Source organism: Pseudomonas sp. SWRI154, from assembly GCF_014268645.1.
In the GTDB taxonomy this organism is placed as follows: Bacteria; Pseudomonadota; Gammaproteobacteria; order Pseudomonadales; family Pseudomonadaceae; genus Aquipseudomonas; species Aquipseudomonas marvdashtae.
On the sequence record NZ_JABWQW010000039.1, the window covers coordinates 1 to 18,682 of the forward strand.

The 18,682-nt window shown below is 59.3% G+C and carries 19 protein-coding genes; 6 read left to right on the forward strand and 13 right to left on the reverse strand.

The genetic code is table 11. The features are described from left to right. Both HU806_RS26585 and dinB read left to right on the forward strand, forming a co-directional pair. A partial coding sequence (locus HU806_RS26585; RefSeq protein ID WP_238350235.1) for a hypothetical protein occupies window positions 1-232 on the forward strand: 232 nt, incomplete at its 5' end. 121 nt (window positions 233-353) lie between these two features. Further along, on the forward strand, window positions 354-1,415 hold the full coding sequence (dinB, locus tag HU806_RS24415; protein WP_186615265.1) for a DNA polymerase IV: 1,062 nt from the start codon (window positions 354-356) through the stop codon (window positions 1,413-1,415). Window positions 1,416-1,611: 196 nt separating this feature from the next. Here the strand turns inward: dinB and HU806_RS24420 are convergent, their stop codons facing one another. From HU806_RS24420 to HU806_RS24435, 4 genes are all read right to left on the reverse strand, one after another. Next, complete coding sequence (locus HU806_RS24420; RefSeq protein WP_186615267.1) at window positions 1,612-2,565, reverse strand: YceB family lipoprotein; 954 nt, start codon at window positions 2,563-2,565, stop codon at window positions 1,612-1,614. 17 nt (window positions 2,566-2,582) lie between these two features. Continuing rightward, window positions 2,583-4,298, reverse strand: a complete 1,716-nt coding sequence (locus HU806_RS24425) for a proline--tRNA ligase (RefSeq protein ID WP_186615269.1) — start codon at window positions 4,296-4,298, stop codon at window positions 2,583-2,585. Between the two features lie 129 nt (window positions 4,299-4,427). Next, window positions 4,428-5,987, reverse strand: a complete 1,560-nt coding sequence (locus HU806_RS24430; protein WP_186615271.1) for an AmpG family muropeptide MFS transporter — start codon at window positions 5,985-5,987, stop codon at window positions 4,428-4,430. A 44-nt stretch (window positions 5,988-6,031) separates the two neighbouring features. Further along, the gene (locus tag HU806_RS24435; protein WP_186615273.1) at window positions 6,032-6,385 is read right to left on the reverse strand and encodes an MGMT family protein; all 354 of its coding nucleotides are present in this window, start codon (window positions 6,383-6,385) and stop codon (window positions 6,032-6,034) included. A gap of 156 nt (window positions 6,386-6,541) precedes the next feature. Between HU806_RS24435 and HU806_RS24440 the strand changes: the two genes are divergently transcribed. Next, entirely contained in the window at window positions 6,542-7,549 is a 1,008-nt protein-coding gene (locus HU806_RS24440) for a DUF481 domain-containing protein (protein WP_186615275.1), read from the forward strand. Between the two features lie 123 nt (window positions 7,550-7,672). Here HU806_RS24440 and HU806_RS24445 read toward each other — a convergent pair whose 3' ends face one another. Further along, window positions 7,673-7,882: a cold-shock protein gene (locus tag HU806_RS24445; RefSeq protein WP_002554837.1), complete on the reverse strand. Its 210-nt coding sequence runs from the start codon at window positions 7,880-7,882 to the stop codon at window positions 7,673-7,675. A 351-nt stretch (window positions 7,883-8,233) separates the two neighbouring features. On the opposite strand from HU806_RS24445, the gene dcd reads away from it, so the two are divergent. Both dcd and HU806_RS24455 read left to right on the forward strand, forming a co-directional pair. Beyond that, window positions 8,234-8,800: a dCTP deaminase gene (dcd, locus tag HU806_RS24450; protein WP_186615277.1), complete on the forward strand. Its 567-nt coding sequence runs from the start codon at window positions 8,234-8,236 to the stop codon at window positions 8,798-8,800. Between the two features lie 102 nt (window positions 8,801-8,902). Continuing rightward, on the forward strand, window positions 8,903-9,109 hold the full coding sequence (locus HU806_RS24455) for a hypothetical protein (RefSeq protein WP_186615279.1): 207 nt from the start codon (window positions 8,903-8,905) through the stop codon (window positions 9,107-9,109). Between the two features lie 37 nt (window positions 9,110-9,146). Here the strand turns inward: HU806_RS24455 and pdeM are convergent, their stop codons facing one another. Both pdeM and HU806_RS24465 read right to left on the reverse strand, forming a co-directional pair. Next, complete coding sequence (gene pdeM, locus HU806_RS24460; protein ID WP_186615281.1) at window positions 9,147-9,803, reverse strand: ligase-associated DNA damage response endonuclease PdeM; 657 nt, start codon at window positions 9,801-9,803, stop codon at window positions 9,147-9,149. Continuing rightward, complete coding sequence (locus HU806_RS24465) at window positions 9,803-12,289, reverse strand: ligase-associated DNA damage response DEXH box helicase (protein WP_186615283.1); 2,487 nt, start codon at window positions 12,287-12,289, stop codon at window positions 9,803-9,805. The genes pdeM and HU806_RS24465 overlap by 1 nt, the downstream gene beginning before the upstream one ends. Window positions 12,290-12,621: 332 nt before the next feature. Here HU806_RS24465 and HU806_RS24470 point away from each other — a divergent pair, with 332 nt between their 5' ends. Next, window positions 12,622-12,993 carry a hypothetical protein gene (locus HU806_RS24470; protein WP_186615285.1) on the forward strand — a complete coding sequence of 124 codons (372 nt, stop codon included), beginning with the start codon at window positions 12,622-12,624 and terminating at the stop codon, window positions 12,991-12,993. 70 nt (window positions 12,994-13,063) lie between these two features. Here HU806_RS24470 and HU806_RS24475 read toward each other — a convergent pair whose 3' ends face one another. The 6 genes from HU806_RS24475 to HU806_RS24500 all read right to left on the reverse strand — a co-directional run bounded on the left by HU806_RS24475 (window position 13,064) and on the right by HU806_RS24500 (window position 18,669). After that, window positions 13,064-13,828, reverse strand: coding sequence for an ABC transporter ATP-binding protein (locus HU806_RS24475; protein ID WP_186615287.1), 765 nt, complete (start codon window positions 13,826-13,828; stop codon window positions 13,064-13,066). 12 nt (window positions 13,829-13,840) lie between these two features. Further along, the gene (locus HU806_RS24480; RefSeq protein WP_186615289.1) at window positions 13,841-14,959 is read right to left on the reverse strand and encodes a succinylglutamate desuccinylase/aspartoacylase family protein; all 1,119 of its coding nucleotides are present in this window, start codon (window positions 14,957-14,959) and stop codon (window positions 13,841-13,843) included. A 28-nt stretch (window positions 14,960-14,987) separates the two neighbouring features. Beyond that, window positions 14,988-15,698 carry an ABC transporter permease gene (locus HU806_RS24485; protein ID WP_186615291.1) on the reverse strand — a complete coding sequence of 237 codons (711 nt, stop codon included), beginning with the start codon at window positions 15,696-15,698 and terminating at the stop codon, window positions 14,988-14,990. Further along, on the reverse strand, window positions 15,695-16,423 hold the full coding sequence (locus HU806_RS24490; protein WP_186615293.1) for an ABC transporter permease: 729 nt from the start codon (window positions 16,421-16,423) through the stop codon (window positions 15,695-15,697). The genes HU806_RS24485 and HU806_RS24490 overlap by 4 nt, the downstream gene beginning before the upstream one ends. 57 nt (window positions 16,424-16,480) lie before the next feature. After that, the gene (locus HU806_RS24495; RefSeq protein WP_186615295.1) at window positions 16,481-17,263 is read right to left on the reverse strand and encodes a transporter substrate-binding domain-containing protein; all 783 of its coding nucleotides are present in this window, start codon (window positions 17,261-17,263) and stop codon (window positions 16,481-16,483) included. A gap of 248 nt (window positions 17,264-17,511) precedes the next feature. Beyond that, entirely contained in the window at window positions 17,512-18,669 is a 1,158-nt protein-coding gene (locus HU806_RS24500) for an acyltransferase family protein (protein WP_186615297.1), read from the reverse strand. Between the last annotated feature and the right edge of the window lie 13 nt (window positions 18,670-18,682).

Genomic DNA, 18,682 nt, shown 5'->3' on the forward strand with positions numbered 1-18,682 from the left:
GGAGCCGGATTTGAACCGACGACCTTCGGGTTATGAGCCCGACGAGCTACCAGACTGCTCCATCCCGCGTCTGTGTGGCGGCATTCTACAGAGGATCGACGCCATGTCAACCCCTTCCCTGGAAAAACCTGTTCCGCTTCAAGTGGTTAGCCTCGGGAAAAGCCAATGTTGCAGTGCTGTGACGCAAGCCTGGCAAGGGCTGGCGCTCTATCGAGCGGTCCGCTGCGATTGAAGAAATACATTCATGTAGGCTTTTTCCGCGGCCGCTGAAGGATCTTTCAAACTACTGGTGCTATATACAGGTTCGAGTGAGATACTGGCGCCCCGATCCATCCCACGTACCGCTTCTTTATATGACGCAACGCAAAATCATCCACGTCGACTGCGACTGCTTCTATGCCGCGATCGAAATGCGCGATGATCCGCAACTGGCCGGCAAACCCCTGGCGGTCGGCGGCTCGGCGGACCGGCGTGGCGTGATCGCGACCTGCAATTACGAGGCGCGGGCTTATGGCGTGCGCTCGGCCATGTCCTCCGGTCACGCCTTGAAACTCTGTCCGGACCTGACAATCGTCAAGCCTCGGATGGATGCCTACCGGGAAGCGTCGAAGGAAATCCATACGATTTTCAGTGACTACACCGACCTTATCGAACCGTTGTCGCTGGACGAGGCCTATCTGGATGTCTCCGCCAGCGCGCATTTCGCAGGCAGCGCCACGCGTATCGCCCAGGACATTCGCCGACGGGTTTCCAATCAGTTGCACATCACTGTGTCTGCCGGCGTTGCGCCGAACAAATTCCTCGCCAAGATTGCCAGTGACTGGAAAAAGCCCAACGGCTTGTTCGTCATCACCCCCGACCAAGTAGAGGATTTCGTATCGGCCTTGCCAGTGAACAAGCTTCACGGGGTCGGCAAGGTCACTGCCGACAAGTTGAACCGGCTCGGTATCGTCGATTGCCTGCATCTGCGCGAGTGGGACAAGCTCGCGCTGGTGCGCGAATTCGGAAGTTTTGGCGAGCGACTCTGGAGCCTAGCCCGTGGGATTGACGACCGCCTGGTGCATAACGACAGTCGGCGTCAGTCCATCAGCGTTGAAAACACCTACGACGTCGATTTGCCCGACCTGCAGAGCTGTCTCGACAAGCTACCCGAGCTGATGGATACCTTGAGCGGCCGCATGGCGCGGATCGACAGCAGCTACCGTCCGGGCAAGCCGTTCGTCAAAGTCAAATTTCATGACTTCACGCAGACTACCCTGGAACAGGCCGGGGCAGGGCGGGACCTGGGCAGTTACCAGTTGCTGTTGACCCAGGCCTTCAATCGCGGCGGCAAGCCGGTACGGTTGCTGGGAATAGGGGTGCGGCTGGAGGATTTGCGGGGTGGGTTTGAGCAGTTGGAGTTGTTTGAGCGGTGAGACTGACGCTTGGCTGATGAAGGCCTTGCCCTTTGCTTTTGTGGCGAGGGAGCTTGCTCCCGCTGGGCCGCGTAGCGGACCCAAAACCGCTACTTAACTTATCTGACATACCGAGGTGGCAGATCCAGGGCTGCTGCGCAGCCCAGCGGGAGCAAGCTCCCTCGCCACAAGAGCGGTTGATCAATCCAAACTGGACTCAGCTAGCGCCCGGGTCCGCCACCAGCCGCCCGCCGTCCTTGGTCAGGGCTTTCAGGAATTCGGCCTGCAGTTCCGGATCATTGCGGGTCAGTTCGATCAGGCTCTGCTCCAGCTCGCTGGCTTCTTCTTCAAGGCCCAGCTCCGACAGCCGCTTGACTCGGTGAACCCACTGGCTCACCTCGTCATCTTCCAGATCGTCATAGATCAACGCATGGGCTTCCACCAATTTACTGCGCAAGGTGCTGCTGATGCTCAGGGACGAGTCGGTATGCACCTCGTCCTGGGCATCGGTGACGCTGATCTGCAATTTGCCGAACTGGCTCAGGTCATGTTCGGCGAACGGGCTTTCCAGCAGGTTCAAGCGCAACACGCCGTTGCGGTCGGTGCTCAGCTCGAACGTCTGGCGAGCGGCTTTCACCTGGACCGGGCGCTCGCTCCAGGGCAGGCTCGAATATTCGGTGCGCTTGTCCTGTTGGATTTCGTCGATACCCGCCAGGTTCTGTTGCGCCCGGCCGTTGGACGGAACGTTCATGAACGGGTTGAGCCCGGCGAAACCGTAGCTGATCCAGTCGCGGGTCGCCGTGTCGGGCAGGGTGCCCAAGGCGAACACATTGACGACGTTCGCGCCGACACCGGCCACTACCGCCACCGCACCCAATGGGATCTCATAGACCTCCCGCCAAGGCTGGTAGGGCGTATAGCGGTCGTAATGGCGGGTGACCTCGAACTCGGTGACTTCAAAAGTCTTTTGTTCGTTGATGCGCACGCGACGCTGCGGCAAGTCGAGCACCTTGGGTTCGCCGACATCGATCTGCAGGCTATGGTCGAGCAGTTTGCGCTCGATCCGTTCTTCGTGCTCGTTGCGTTGCGACATCTGGTTGGCGCATCCGCTGACCAGCAGGGCGCCGCACAGTGCGGCGCCCCCCAACGCTAAGGTGTTTCGCTTGAACATGACGTCTCTATCTGGTCTCAGCGGCGGATACGGGCCTGGAGGAAGGACAGCACGTCGGCGACCGGCAGCGCTTGTGGCTCGGCCTCGGTGCGGCTCTTGTATTCCAGGTTGCCATCGGCCAGTCCGCGGTCACTGACCACGATCCGGTGCGGGATGCCGATCAGTTCCATGTCCGCGAACTTGATGCCTGGGCTGGTTTTCTTGTCGCGGTCGTCCAGCAGCACCTCGAAGCCGGCGGCCGTCAATTCGGCGTAGAGCTTGTCGGTCGCTTCGCGAACCTGTTCGGTTTCATAGCGCAACGGCACCAGGGCAATCTGGAATGGCGCCAGTGTGTCGCTCCAGATGATCCCGTTTTCGTCGTTGTTCTGTTCGATCGCTGCCGCCACTACGCGGGAGACGCCAATGCCGTAGCAACCCATTTGCAGGGTGACCGGCTTACCGTTCTCGCCCAGTACTTCGCACTTCATGGCTTTGCTGTATTTGTCGCCCAGCTGGAAGATGTGCCCGACTTCGATGCCGCGCTTGATTTCCAGGGTGCCCTTGCCGTCCGGGCTCGGGTCGCCGGCAACAACGTTGCGCAGGTCCGCGATGGCTGGAACCGGCAGGTCGCGCTCCCAGTTCACGCCGAAATAATGCTTGTCATCGATGTTGGCGCCGATGGCGAAGTCGCTCATCAACGCCACCGAGCGGTCGATGATGATCGGCAACGGCAGGTTCAATGGGCCGAGGGAACCTGCACCGGCGCCGATGGCATCGCGCAGTTCGGCGTCGGTGGCCATGACCAATGGGCTGGCGACGCCTGGCTGGTTGGCGGCCTTGATTTCGTTCAGCTCATGGTCGCCGCGGACGATCAGGGCAATCAGCTTGCCTTCTTCTTCCGCGCGCACGATCAGGGTCTTGATAGTGCGTTCGATCGGCAGGTTGTAGCCTTCCACCAATTGGGCAATGGTCTTGGTGTTCGGCGTATCCACCAGGCGCAATTCTTCGGTCGGCGCGGCGCGGGAGGTTTCCCGTGGCACGGCTTCGGCCTTCTCGATGTTCGCGGCGTAGTCGGAGCCGTTGCTGAAGACGATGTCGTCTTCGCCGGACTCGGCCAATACGTGGAACTCATGGGAGCCGGCACCGCCGATGGAGCCGTTGTCGGCTTCAACCGGACGGAATTTCAGGCCCAGGCGGGTGAACACGTTGCAGTACGCCTGGTGCATGCGGTCATAAGTGACTTGCAGCGAGGCCAGGTCGGCGTGGAACGAGTACGAATCCTTCATGATGAATTCACGGCCGCGCATCAGGCCAAAGCGTGGACGGATCTCATCGCGGAATTTGGTCTGGATCTGGTACAGGTTGATAGGCAGCTGCTTGTAGCTGCTCAACTCGTTGCGCATCAGATCGGTGATCACTTCTTCGTGGGTCGGGCCCGCACAGAAGTCACGACCGTGACGGTCTTTGATGCGCAGCAGCTCAGGGCCGTATTCTTCCCAGCGGCCAGATTCCTGCCACAGCTCGGCCGGCTGGGTGCTCGGCATCAACACTTCCAGGGAGCCGGCGGCGTCCATTTCTTCGCGGACGATGGCTTCGACCTTGCGCATCACTCGCAAGCCCATCGGCAGCCAGGTGTACAGGCCGGAGGCGAGCTTGCGGATCATGCCGGCACGCAGCATCAGCTGATGGCTGATCACGACGGCGTCGGAAGGCGTTTCTTTCTGTGTGGCGAGCAAAAATTGACTGGTGCGCATGGTTGGCCGTTGTCGGTTGCTGATGACGAGAAGTGACGCAGCATTGTACGGGCGAGATGCCCTGGCGTACAGGCGCGTGGCCTGCCGCCGGATCCAGGCGCCGCTTTCTTCGGCGCCTGCTGAAATTTCCTACGACTCTTCGGCGGGCCGGGTCGGCGGCGATTCCGGATCGGAGTTCACGCCTTCGCGGCGGTTTTCCTGGTACCAGTGCAAGGCGATCAGCAGCAGGGTCGGAACGCCGAGCAGGGCGGTGATCAGGAAAAAATCGTGATAACCGAATTTTTCCACCATGACCCCCGAATAGCCGCCGATCAAGCGTGGCAGCAACAGCATGATCGAGCTGAGCAGGGCATATTGAGTGGCGGAGAACTTCAGGTTGGTCAGGCTCGACAGATACGCGACGAAGGCCGAGGTGGCCAGGCCGGAGCTGAAATTGTCCAGGGAAATCGTGACAATCAGCATCTGCAAGTCGGGGCCCATGTCGGCGAGCATCAGGAACAGGATGTTGGTCGCGGCCGAGGACACGCCCCCAATGAACAGGATCGGCAGGATGCCGAAACGCACGATCAACAGGCCGCCCATGCCGGCGCCCACTAGCGTCATGATCAACCCGAAGATCTTGCTGACGCTGGCAATCTGGTCCTTGGTAAATCCTTGGTCAATGTAGAAGACATTGGCCATGACGCCCATGACCGTATCGGACATCCGGTAGGTTGCGATCAGCCCCAGCAGCAAGAGCGCCTGCCAGCGGTAACGGAGGATGAAGTCGTTGATGGGCGTCAGCACTGGCGCCAGGCCTCGGCGACCCAGGGATGACAGGCAGATGGCGGTCAGGATGATATAGAGGATGGCACGCAGGAAGGCGCGGTCTTCGAGCAGCAGGTCGAGCAGGCTGACCCCTTCGAACAGTACGCTGGCGAAGTCGGTGTTATAGAGCTGGGTGAACATCGCTGGCACGGACACCAGCAGCACGATCAGTACGAAAACCGACGCCAGTTGATGGACGAATGTATAGCGACCGGCTTGCAACTGGGTGCGCAGTGGCACGGGCGGTTCGCGCATGATCAACGAGGTCAGCAACGCCGGTACCATCAACACGCCAAACAGCAGGTACGTACCGGCCCAGGCTGAGTGCTTGTAGCTAAACCCGGTGGAACCAAAACCTTCGGCGAAAAACAGGGCGCCGGCGGTGGCCAGCAGGGCGGCGATGCGATAGCCGGACATGTAGCTGGCGGCGAGGGCGGCCTGGCGCGTGTCGTCGACGATTTCCAATCGATAGGCGTCGACGGCGATGTCCTGGGTGGCCGAGGCGAAGGCCACTATCACGGCAATCGCGATCAGCCAGGACAGATGTTTTTGCGGATCGCAGAAACCCATGCCGATCAGGCCCAGGATCACCAACCCTTGAGAGAGCACCAGCCAGGAGCGGCGACGCCCCAGCTTGCCCAGCAATGGCAGGCGCCATTGGTCGAGCAGTGGCGACCAGACCCATTTGAAGGCGTAGGCCAGGCCGATCAGGCTCGCGTAACCGATGGTTTCGCGGGCCACGCCAGCTTCACGCAACCAGACCGACAGCGTGGAGAAGACCAGCATGTAGGGCAAGCCGGCGGCGAAGCCAAGCAGCAACAGCACGAGCGTCGAAGGACTGGCATAGGCGGCGAGGGCGGCGCGCCAGGTTTTACGGGGCATGGGCTGGAGTCTGCCTCAAAAATTGCGAAAACAAAGCGCGCACTCTAACCGCTGTGCTCTACCGGACGCCAGCCATGGCGCTGAATATCAACACGATTGTTCAGGACACTGATCCCTTCCATGCGCAAGCGCGCACGTTGTTCATCCCCCGAGGCGCTGCCCGCCGGCAGGCTGATCCGGCCCCCGGCCGCCAAGACCCGGTGCCAGGGCAGCTTCGTGTCGTTCGGCAACTGGCTGAGCGTTCGTCCGACCCAGCGCGCGGCGCGACCCAGGCCGGCCATCTCGGCGAGCTGGCCATAGGTGACGACCTTGCCGGCCGGCACTTGGGCCAAGGTCAGGTAAAGCGTGGTACGGCGAATTTGGGCGGCATTCTCGGTGGCCGCTGGGGCGTCAGTCACGAGTAAGGTTTCCTGAAGGTGTCCGTCTGTAGATTAATTCCTACAGGGCGCGTTGATAAATGAACTCATCCCCCATACGCGGGTCAGTCGTTGCTGAGGTGTCATCCTGGGGGATAATGCCGCCTTTTCAATGCAAACTTGAGCCCATTATCGCTTATGTTGTCCAGAACCCTGCTGTGCCTAGCTGTTACGAGCGCCTCCATGCCCTTGCTTGCCGATACCGTCTGGTTGAAGAACGGCGACAAGCTCAGCGGCAAGATTACCGTTTTCGATGGCGGCAAACTGCTGATCCAGACCGATTACGCCGGTGCCATCCCGATCGACTGGAAACAGGTCAAGACGCTTGAAAGCGACCAGCAATTGCTGGTCAAGCAGGACGCCTATACCGGCGAGAAGGCCAAGGCGTTGCAGGCGGCCGAGGATGGCAAGGTAACCCTGGCCAACGGTGATGGGCCCAAGACCGTCGATCTGGCGAGTATCCAACAGATCCTCAAGCCCAAGCCGGTGGTCGAGGATCTGGTATGGAAGGGCAATATCGATGCGGCGCTGGACTACCAGCGGGCGGAAAACGATACCGACGATTACGACGTCGACTTCAAGACCTCGGCACGCCACGGCAGATGGCGTCATATCGCCGAGGGCGAGTACAACCGTGAATTCCAGGACGACGTGGTGTCGACTGACAACTGGCGAATGGAGTATTCCCTCGACCGCTTCCTCACGGACAAGTGGTTTTGGCAAGGTCGCCTCAACTACAAGCGCGACAAGGTCGAAGACCTGGCTCGCCAGCGCGTGGTGGGTACCGGTCCGGGCTATCAGTTCTGGGATGACGAGCTGGGCGCGTTCTCGCTGGGTTCATTGTTCAACCGCACGGACTATGAATACCGTGATGGCGGCAAGGACAACTTCTATTCCGTGGCGATGAAGTGGGACTACAACCGCTACCTGATTGGCAAGCGCGTCGAGTTCTTCACCAACGGTGAAGTGGGCAAGCCGCTGTCAGGCGTGGCCGAATATGCCTACGACGCGGAGATGGGGCTGCGCTACAAGGTGACCGACTGGGCGTCGCTCAACCTCAAGGCCGAGAAGGATGTCATCGAAGGCACCGAGGACAGCGACCTGAGCAAGACGCGTTATACAGCCGGGTTTGGCGTGACCTGGTAAGTAACCGGTCAAGGCGGAACAATGTGGGGGCTTGCTCCCACATTTTTTTGCGCTGGATAAAACTGGCAGGCACAAAAAAGCCCCGCTTTTGAGGGCGGGGCCTTTTGCTAAAGCAAGGACAAGTTAGATAACTTGAACTTCTTCAGCTTGCATGCCTTTCTGACCGCGGGTAGCGATGAAAGAAACCTGTTGGCCTTCTTTCAGGCTTTTGAAGCCGTCGGATTGGATAGCTTTGAAGTGAACGAACAGATCGTCACCGGATTGTGGGGTGATGAAGCCGAAGCCTTTTTCATCGTTGAACCACTTAACGGTACCGGTTTGGCGATTAGACATGGTGTAACTCCTTGAACAAAGATAACTGCGACACAGGAAGAACCCTGGCCGAGACTGAGTGCAAAGAGCAGGAAAAATTCTTGTAGATGGTTGGATCGAAATTCAACATATCGTGTAGAGATTCTCAGTGACACAAGCAGCACAGTGACGCCACCTTACCCCTTTTTCCGGAACGTGCCAATGGTCTTTGCGAAGGTTTCTCGGTTTTAATGACTGACGGCGTGCACGATGGCCGTCAGGGCCCGGAAATCAGGGTGGATCGCCGAGATTTGCTTGCCGCACTTTGAACCCGCCCCGCGCCCCGGTAAGATGCCGGACAGTTTTTTCCACCTCGCTATTCAGGACACCGCCATGAGCATCAAATCGGACAAGTGGATTCGCCGCATGGCGCAAGAGCACGGCATGATCGAGCCCTTCGTAGAACGCCAGATGCGTGGCGAAGGCGCCAACCGGCTGATTTCCTTCGGTGTCTCGAGCTACGGCTACGACGTACGCTGCGCCGATGAGTTCAAGGTGTTCACCAACATCAACTCGGCCACCGTCGACCCGAAGAATTTCGACGAGAAGAGCTTCGTCGACGTCAAGAGCGACGTCTGCATCATTCCGCCGAACTCCTTCGCCCTGGCCCGCACCGTGGAATACTTCCGCATCCCGCGCAACGTGCTGACCATTTGCCTGGGCAAGAGCACCTACGCCCGTTGCGGCATTATCGTCAACGTCACGCCGCTGGAACCGGAGTGGGAAGGCCACGTGACCCTGGAGTTTTCCAACACCACGACCCTGCCGGCGAAGATCTACGCCAACGAGGGCGTGGCGCAAATGCTGTTCCTTGAGTCCGACGAGGAATGTGAAGTTTCCTACAAGGATCGGGGCGGCAAATACCAGGGCCAGCGCGGCGTGACATTGCCGCGTACCTGATTCTGACGAGCTGTTGGAATTCCTGGGCGGGCAGGCACTCTATGAAGTGTACTGCCCGTTTTTTTGCGTTAACGCAGCGGGCCTTCGCTCAGGAGTTGCTCTATGAAGATCGATCCGCGAATCAGTGCCGAACTGGCAAGGCTTGAGCCCAATCAGATCGGCGTCCTGGCCTGGTCACTGCTGGCCCATCCCGCTGAGGCGGCAGGCGGTATTCCTGGTGATCCCGATCCTGATCCCAATCCTACGGAACCCACTGAACCCGGCGAGCCGACACTTCCGGACGAGCCGCCTCCCGCGCCCGTAGCCTGATTTTAGAATATGGCCCGTCAGTCGCAGCAGACATGCTTCAACTGACGGGCCATATTTCATTGTCGCCGACCACGAAGATCTTGCAGTCCTTGTCCTGTTCGACCCGATAGCCTCCGGTGAATGCACCGAAGGCCGGCAGTAGGCTGATGTCGCTGCCCAATCGAAAGCAGGCCAGGCGCAGGCGCTGCCGGCCCTTGCCGCTCAGCTGATAGACCGGGTGCACGTGCCCGGCCAGCACATGACGGCTGGGGTGTGGATTGGGCTCGTGCTGCACGGCGAAGGGCCCCAGCAGCAAAGGTTCCGGTACCACGCGAATGTTCAGCGTCGATGGCGGGTCGCCGGCGCGTTTGTCGTGGTTGCCGCGAATCAGCGTCATGGCCAAGTGCGGATGTCGCCCACGCCAATCGGAAAGTGCCTTCAAGGTGCCGAGTGCGTGAGAGCCGGGCCCATGGAGAAAATCCCCGAGAAAGATCAACTGTCGACACGGCAGGTCGGCCAGCAGGGCATCGAGTGCCGCGATGTTGCTCGCGGTGGTGCCGTGGGGCACCGGTTGACCGAGGCTGCGGTAAGCCGCGGCCTTGCCGAAATGTACATCGGCCACCATCAGGGTTTCCTGGGCCGGCCAATACACGGCCTTTTGTGGCAGCAGCCAGAGTTCTTCCCCAGCGAGGTTGACCGGATACGGGGCGGGCATCAGGCGCCCCCTCGATCGGCGGTTTTTTCCAGTTCGCTGACCATCCGCCGAATGCGATCGGCAAGCTTCTCCGAGCTCATGCTTTCGCGGAAACGCTCCACCAGCAGGGGGAAGCCCAGGGGTGTGGGGCGCTTGATGAGGTGCAGGTCCAGCGTCAATGTAGCGAGGCGTTGCAAGGTCTGCTCCAGTCGACGTATATCCAGTTCTTCGCGCAAGACTTCTTCCCCGGCCTGGGCCAGCAGCAGGTTATCGGCGTCGTATTGTTTGAATACTTGAAAAAACAACCCGCTCGAGGCTTGGACTTGCCGGGTACTCTTTGGCGCGCCGGGGTAGCCGGCGAAGACCAGACCGGCGATGCGAGCGATTTCGCGAAAGCGGCGCAAGGCCAGCTCTCCGGCATTCAGGCTGGCGAGTACATCGTCCAAGAGGTTTTCAGCGCTTAGAAGTGTCGGGTTCAGATGTTTCGACCAGTCCACCACCGTGGCGCTAAGCAGTTCCAGGCCGTAGTCGTTGACGGCGATGGAAAAGGTCACCGGCTGTTGCTGGCTGACGCGCCAGGCCAACAGGCTCGCCAGTCCCAGATGGACTTGGCGCCCGGCAAACGGATAGATAAACAGATGCCAGCCTTCCCGCGATTTAAGCGCTTCAGCCAACAAGGTATTTTGCGTGGGTAAGCCGGACCAGCGTAGCTGGGTCGATAACAAAGGCTGCACGGCGTGCATTTCCGGACCGTCGAAGTGGCCAGCGGCGGCTTCGCTCAGGCGCGCCACGACGGCGGCCGCCAACTCGCTTGAGAGCGGCATCCGCCCACCGTTCCAGCGTGGCACGGCGGCTTTTTTTGCCTGGCTACGGCGCACGTAAGCGGTCATGTCTTCGACCCTGACCAGTTCCAGTAAGCGTCCGGCAAACAGGAAGCCATCGCCAGGCCGAAGGCGGGCGATGAAACTTTCTTCGACGCTGCCCAGCGTCTTGCCGCCACCGCCCTTGCTCCAGAATTTAAGTTGCAGGCTGGCATCGCTGACGATGGTGCCGATGCTCATGCGGTGACGCCGGGCCAGACGTGCATCGGGCACGCGCCAGATGCCGTGTTCGTCCGGCTCGACCCGTCGGTAGTCAGGGTAGGCGGTCAACGACAGGCCGCCGTGGCGCACGAATGCCAGGGCCCACGTCCATTCAGCCAGATTCAGATCCCGGTAGGCCCAGGCGCCGCGCACCTCCTCAAGCAGATCATCGGGAACGAAACCGCCGCCCAAGGCCATGCTGACCAAATGCTGGACCAACACGTCCAAAGGCTTGTGGGGCGACTCTCGGGGCTCGATTCGCCGCTGCGCCACGGCGTCTTGGGCGGCGGCTGCCTCGATCAGTTCCAGGCTGTGGGTCGGCACCAGGGTTATCCGCGAAGTCCGCCCAGGCGCATGTCCGGAGCGTCCGGCACGCTGCATCAACCGCGCGACACCCTTGGCGGAACCAATCTGCAGCACCCGTTCCACCGGGAGGAAATCCACACCGAGGTCCAGACTGGATGTACACACGACGGCCTTGAGCTGGCCGTCCTTCAACGCCCGCTCCACCCAATCGCGGGTGTCACGGGACAACGAGCTGTGGTGCAGGGCGATAAGCCCGGCCCAATCCGGACGTACCTCGAGAATCGCCTGGTACCAGATTTCCGATTGCGCACGGGTGTTGGTAAACACTAGGCAGCTGTTACTGGCGTCGATTTCAGCGACCACCTGGGGCAGCATTTTCAAGCCGATGTGTCCGGCCCAGGGAAAACGTTCAAGGGTCGGCGGCAGCAGCGTATCGACCTGTAGCGCTTTGGCGTTGGCGCCTTGCACGCTGATTCCATTGCCTTGCGGGATCAATACCTGCTCGGCGTGGGCCTGGTTGCCCAAGGTTGCCGATACACCCCAGACGATCAGGTCGGGGTTCCAGCGCCGCAATCGTGCCAAGGCCAGTTGCAACTGGACGCCGCGCTTGTTGCCGAGCAATTCATGCCATTCATCCACCACGACCATGCGCAGCGTCGAAGCCGCTGTTTGCGCGTCGGCGCGGGCGAGCATCAGGGTCAGGCTTTCTGGCGTGGTGATCAGTGCCGTGGGCAAGCGGCGGCCTTGGCGGGCGCGTTCGCCGGCGCTGGTGTCACCGGTGCGCAGGCCAACGCTCCAGGGGATGTGCAAGGGTGCGAGAGGCGCTTCGAGGGCCTTGCCGGTGTCGGCGGCCAGCGCGCGCATCGGGGTGATCCACAAGACCGTCAACGGTTCGGCCGGCGGTTTGCGTTTACGCGGTTTGTCTGGCGGCGGCATTGAGCGGGCGAAACGGTTGAGGGCGGCGAACCATACGGCGTAAGTCTTGCCAGCACCGGTGCTGGCATGCAGCAATCCCGACTCGCCACGCTTGACCGCAGCCCACACCTGCTTTTGAAAAGCGAATGGCTTCCAGCCGCGGGCATCGAACCACTGTTTCGCGAAGTTGTTGGATGTCGCCATACCCGCTGCATGCGCCTTGAGAGTTCTCTTTTAATGACCTCGGGCGCAAGGAAAAGGTTTTATTGCGCATTGCGATTAAACGTTCAGCGGACAAATTGTGAGCGGCCAACTCAATGACGCCCTTTTTTCTGATGGCCGCCCGGTGTGGAATCGCCTTGCTGGGTTGGTGGTCTATTCAATTGCAAACTTAATACGCGAACGTTGCAAGTTACATTAGGTGAAACTATAGCGTCGATGCAGGATTAACAGTTGCCGCGAAACTGTGTTTAATGCGGCCTCTTGGTCAGGGACCTCAAAGCAGAAATCAGCATAAATAATGAAAAGGAATTCTAATGACTATTTTTAACGGGCACCTTCACGCGAACATGGAGCTTGACGGTTCCACCTATGAATTCCGAGTTAATGGTGAGTTGGAATATCGTGACGTAGGCAGTTGCTACCTCCTGTCAGGTCATGACGAAAATGGTCGAGGTCTCTCCATTTGGCTGCCTCGAAGCATGACGGAGGGACAACAGGAATATGACTTGGGCGAGCCTGGATATCCCGAGGTTCACTTTATGCTGCGCCGGAATCTTTCACCGCTCCGTTCTGGCGTATTGAGGGTGACGGTGGGGGGAGACGTTCAATGCGCGGGCACTTTTGATGGTGTGGATGAACGTGGGCGGAACTTCAGTGGTGGAAGTTTCCGTCTGGAAAAACATTAACAGGGCGGATGATCGATGCCGGCTCCGTCATATTTAACATGACGGAGCCGGCGCAGTGATGCGTGGCGGCTTACTTCAAGTTGCCGCTTAGGAATTGTTTCAAGCGTTCGCTCTTCGGATTTCCCAATACATCTTCCGGCGCGCCTTCTTCTTCCACCAGGCCTTGATGCAGGAACAGCACCTGATTGGAAACCTTGCGGGCAAAGCTCATCTCGTGGGTCACCATGATCATGGTCCGGCCTTCTTCCGCCAGGCCCTGGATAACCTTCAAGACTTCACCGACCAATTCCGGGTCCAGCGCCGAGGTCGGCTCGTCGAACAGCATGACCTCCGGCTCCATGGCCAACGCGCGAGCGATGGCCACGCGCTGCTGCTGGCCGCCGGAAAGAAACGCCGGATATTGCTCGGCGACACGTGCCGGCAAGCCGACCTTGTCGAGATAACGACGGGCGCGATCGTCGGCCTCCTCCTTGCTGACACCCAACACCCGGCGCGGCGCCATGGTGATGTTTTCCAGCACGGTCATGTGGCTCCACAGGTTGAAATGCTGGAACACCATGGCCAGGCGCGTACGAATGCGTTGCAGTTCGTCGGCGTCGGCCACGCGCATGCCGTGGTGATCCTTGATCATCTGGATCGATTGGCCGTCCAGGCTCATGGCGCCGTCGTTGGGCTGTTCCAGAAAGTTGATGCAGCGCAGGAAGGTGCTTTTGCCCGAGCCGCTGGCGCCGATCAGGCTGATGACGTCGCCGGTCCTGGCCTTGAGCGAAACCCCTTTGAGCACCTCGTGTTCGCCGTAGCTTTTATGCAGGCCTTCGATGGTCAGTTTGTACATGGAACAGCATCCTCAAGGCGAAAGTAGGTAGCCGCTGCGGTAGGCTTCGGTCCCGGCGACATGGGCGATTACCATGCCGGCAGTGGCCATGCGGCGCAACGAGCGGGCGTATAGCAGCCCGCCATTACGGCAATGAACGGGTGTCACGGTGTCGTTGATCGGGTCGATGATTTCCGCGATCAGCTGTCCGGCCTCCAGATATTCACCGGGCAGGGCGCTGTAGACCAGCAAGCCGCCGACCGGCGTCGTCACCGGTTCTACACCGGCCAACGGCGTGGCCGGGTAGGGCAGCTCGGGCAGCGACAGTGGTTCGCCGTCGATGGCACCGAAGTGAATCAGGTATTCGATCAGGGCCTGGCAGTCGAGACTCGCCAAGCCATGGTTGACGTCCCCCTGGCCGCGTAATTCGACGGTAACCGAAAAACTGCCCAGGGGAATCTCGAACTGCTCGCCGAAACGTTCCTTGAGTTGCCACCAGAGCAGCGTGAAGCATTCGTCGAAAGACTGTCCGCCCGAGTCGGTGGCCAACAGGCTGGCCTCGGCGCCGATGTAGCGGGCCAGCGGCTCGACCTGGGGCCAGGCTTGCGGCGTGGTGTAAAGGTGCGCGACGGCTTCGAAATCGCAATGCAGGTCCAGCACCATGTCGGCGTCGCAGGCCAGTCGCTGCAGGACCAGGCGCTGGGATTGCAGTTGCGTGCTGGCGGTCTGCCGGTTCAGGGCGTCGCGCAGGCTGGTGCGGATCAGCGATAGGTTGTGCTGCGGGTCGTTGGTGAGCAGGCCTTCGATTTCGTTGCCGATTTCTTCACTCAAGTCGACGAACCGGCGGTTGAAGTTCTGTCCGCTTTCCAACTCATAGCGGCCCAGGGGCACGTCCATCAGCACTTGTTCAAGGCCGATAGGATTGGCGACCGGCACCAGTACGATTTCGTGCCGCAAGTGACCCGAAGTCTCGAGTTCGGCCAGGCGCTGCTTGAGGTGCCAAGCCACCAGCATGCCCGGCAATTCGTCGGCGTGCAGGGAGGCCTGGATGTAGATTTTGCCGACGGCTTTTTCCTCGCCGAAGTGAAAACTGTGGATCTTGCGTGCGGTCCCCGGCAGCGGGGCCAACAGGTCATGAATCTGATGGCGCATTTACGTGTGTGTCCTGGGAGCGGATGCTTTAGTGAGTCGGCCCTAGAAAAGCCAGCCAGCGACGCTCGGCGAGGCGGAAGAGGCCGACCAGTGCAAATGTGACGGTCAGGTAGATCAACGCGGCGATCCCGAACGACTGGAACGTCAGGAAAGTCGCCGAGTTGGCATCCCGGGCGACTTTCAGCACGTCTGGAACGGTAGCGGTGAACGCCACCGTCGTCGAGTGCAGCATCAGAATCACTTCGTTGCTGTAATACGGCAGCGAGCGACGCAGCGCCGAAGGCATGATCACGTAGGTGTAGAGCTTCCAGCCGGTCAACCCGTACGCCTTGGCCGCTTCGACTTCACCATGGTTCATGCTGCGAATCGCCCCGGCGAAAATCTCCGTGGTGTAGGCGCAGGTGTTCAAGGCGAACGCCAGGATCGTGCAGTTCATCGCGTCCCGAAAGAAGCTGTCGAGCAGCGGCTGCTCGCGTACGGCCGCGATGCTGTAGATGCCGGTGTAGCAGATCAGCAGCTGGATGTAGAGCGGTGTCCCACGAAACAGATAGGTGTAGAACTGCACCGGCCAACGCACGTAGACCTTGGGTGAAACCCGCGCGATGGACAGCGGGATCGATACCACGAAGCCGATCAGCAACGCGGCGCTGAGTAGCCACAGGGTCATGGCCAGGCCGGTGATGTTATTGCCATCGCTGTAGAGGAACGGCCGCCAGTATTCTTGCAAGAGTTCGATCATCGCACCGCCTCCCGAGCCCCGGCGGCGTAGCGACGTTCAAGCCAACGCAGGACGAAATTGGACGCGCTGGTAATCAACAGGTAGATCAGCGCCGCCAGCACCAGGAAGTAAAACAGCTGATAGGTGCTCTTGCCCGCATCCTGGGCGGCCTTGACCAGGTCGGCCAGGCCAATGATCGACACCAGCGCGGTCGCCTTGAGCATGACCATCCAGTTGTTGCCGATGCCCGGCAGGGCAAATCGCATCATCTGTGGGAACACCACGAAGCGAAAGCGCTGGCCACGCTTGAGGCCGTAAGCCGTGGCGGCTTCAACCTGCCCGCGAGGGACGGCGAGGATCGCCCCGCGAAACGTCTCGGTGAAGTACGCGCCATAAATAAAGCCCAGGGTGATCACCCCGGCGCCGAATGGGTTGATCTCGATGTATTCCCATTCCATGAAATCAGTAAACGAGGTCAGCCAGGTTTGCAGGCTGTAGAAAATCAACAGCATCAGCACCAGGTCCGGTACGCCACGAATCAGCGTGGTGTAGAGCTGGGCTGGGATACGCAGCAGTTTGACGCTGGACAGTTTGGCACTGGCGCCCAGCAGGCCGAGCAAGACGCTCAGCAACAGCGACAGTACCGCCAGTTTGATCGTCATCCAGGTGCCTTGCATCAGCAGCGGGCCAAAGCCCTGCAGGCTGAAGGCCGAGAGCCCCAGACTTTGTAGGAGTTGTTCGAACATGGAAGGTGCCTTTGGCAGAAAAAAAGTGCCCACCCGAGGCCGGGTGGGCACTGCGCATTATTTGCCGCTGTACAGATTCAGATCGCCAAAGTGTTTTTTCTGGATTTCGGCGTATTTGCCGTCGTCGTGTAACGCTTTGATACCTTTATCCAAAAGCGCTTTCAGCTCTTTGTTACCTTTCTTGATACCGATGGCGGTCTTGGAAGGCAGCAGTTCGCTGTCGACCGGCTTGCTGACTTCATAGTCGCCGCCCTTTGGCGACTTCAGGAAGCCTAGCTCGGCCTGGAGCATGTCCTGGATCGCGGCGTCGAGGCGGCCGGAGGTCAGGTCAGCGTAAACCTGATCCTGGTTCTGATAGGCCTGGGTCTTGACGCCAGCCTTGTCCAGCACGGTCTTGGCATAGGTTTCCTGGATGGTGCCCTGCTCGTAGCCCACGGTCTTGCCTTTGAGCGAGGCAACGTCTTCGCTCAGGCCCGAGCCCTTCTTGAATACATAGGCCGTTGGGCCGGAGAACAGCTCGCTGGAAAAGTCGATGACTTTTTCGCGGGCCGGGGTCACCGTCATGGACGAGATCACACCGTCGAATTTATTGGCCTTGAGGCCTGGGATCATGCCGTCGAAATCGCTTTCGACCCATTTGCATTTGACCTTCAGCTCTTCGCAGATGGCATTGCCCAGGTCGATGTCGAAACCTACCAGGCTGCCGTCGGCGGCCTTGGATTCGAACGGGGCGTAGGACGGGTCGACACCAAAACGCAGTTCCTTGTATTCCTTGGCCGTGGCGACGCCAGCAGCCATGCACAACGCCAGTGCAGAAAGGGTCAGCAGTGCTTTTTTCATTATTGAGTCCCTAAAACCAATTTGAGCGCTTGTGGCGCATAAGTTGTTACCGGTGAAGGTCTGAACGGTATGACGGCATAAAGGTAGCAATTTCCGAACCATAGTGCCGAACAAGTGTTTTAAAAGCACCGGTGGCGGTGGACGGAACGCGATGGTGCGCGGGGAGGAGCGTACACCAAAATATGCACCAGGATGGAGCGACGCCCATTTCTCGCGTTATTGTAGCGAGTGGGCGCCTGGCGTTGTCGTCATGGCGCTTTTTTCAGGTTGGCATCGGGACTTGATAGAGGGCTGAGGGCGGTTTTGTTGCTGAGCGCTCGACCGAAAGATTGCCCGGTCATCTCGACATATCGGTAGGTGAACATGGACACCACGACCACCGATCCCACCACCAGCAAAGCGACAAGGTTATTGAGCGTCACGCTGCCGAGGTCCAGGTAACGAGTTCCGTCTATCACCGGGGCGATGTCAACGCCGGAGACTTTCTTCGTCACCATGAACGCCGACACTACGCAGAAGAGAACCGCCGCGTGGGTCAGGTAGATGGAATAGGACAATTTGCCGAGAAAACCGAAGCCACGTCCCGCCAACAATCGCGATACCGCACCGCCGTCAAAGGCAAATATCACAACGATGACACCGAACAACAGGCTGGCCAGCAACTGCTTGGCTTCAAAATCGTTGACCACGAAGGCCAGCGCCGCTGCCACTGCTGTCACTTCCAATGTTGTCAGCATTCCAGTCCGGGCCTGACTGGGTTGGGGGATTCTCCGGTACACGGCATAAGCCAGGCAGCCCGTGAAAAAATAAGCCAGGCCCCGTAACGATTCGATGGTGAAGAAGGCATTGCCCATGTACATCTGCGCTAGTGCCACCAATACCACGGCTCCCCATACCCACGTCCTGGCTCCGAATGCGATGCTCAGTATCAGGGCGAAGATCATGTAGGTGTAATACTCGATACTGATGCTCCAAGATGGATAGTTGAACGACAGGGGGTTGGTTAAATACGTCCACGATTGCAACAACAAGGCATTGGGCAGAATTTCAGACGGGGCAAACTTTTCTGTAAAAGGCACGTTATTGAAGTTCATGCCTTTTTCGGATGCTATATATCTCCCACACTCCAGGGCTATAAAAACGCCCAGCATGAAGAGGTGCAGAGGTAGCAAGCGGAAGGTTCGTGTGATGAAGAACTTTCGAAAGTTAAAATGTGCGGGGCGGCCATAAGCATGGGTCAATACAAAGCCACTCAATACGAAAAAGAACGAGACAAATATTTCGGCGTGGCGAAATAACAACCATTCGGTAAAACTGCCACTGATGCGCACGTGATAGAGCATCACCGATATGGCCATTAGCCCCCTGAAACTATCCAAGGATTGAAACCGCTTCTGCGCAATCATTTCGGGTTCCTCT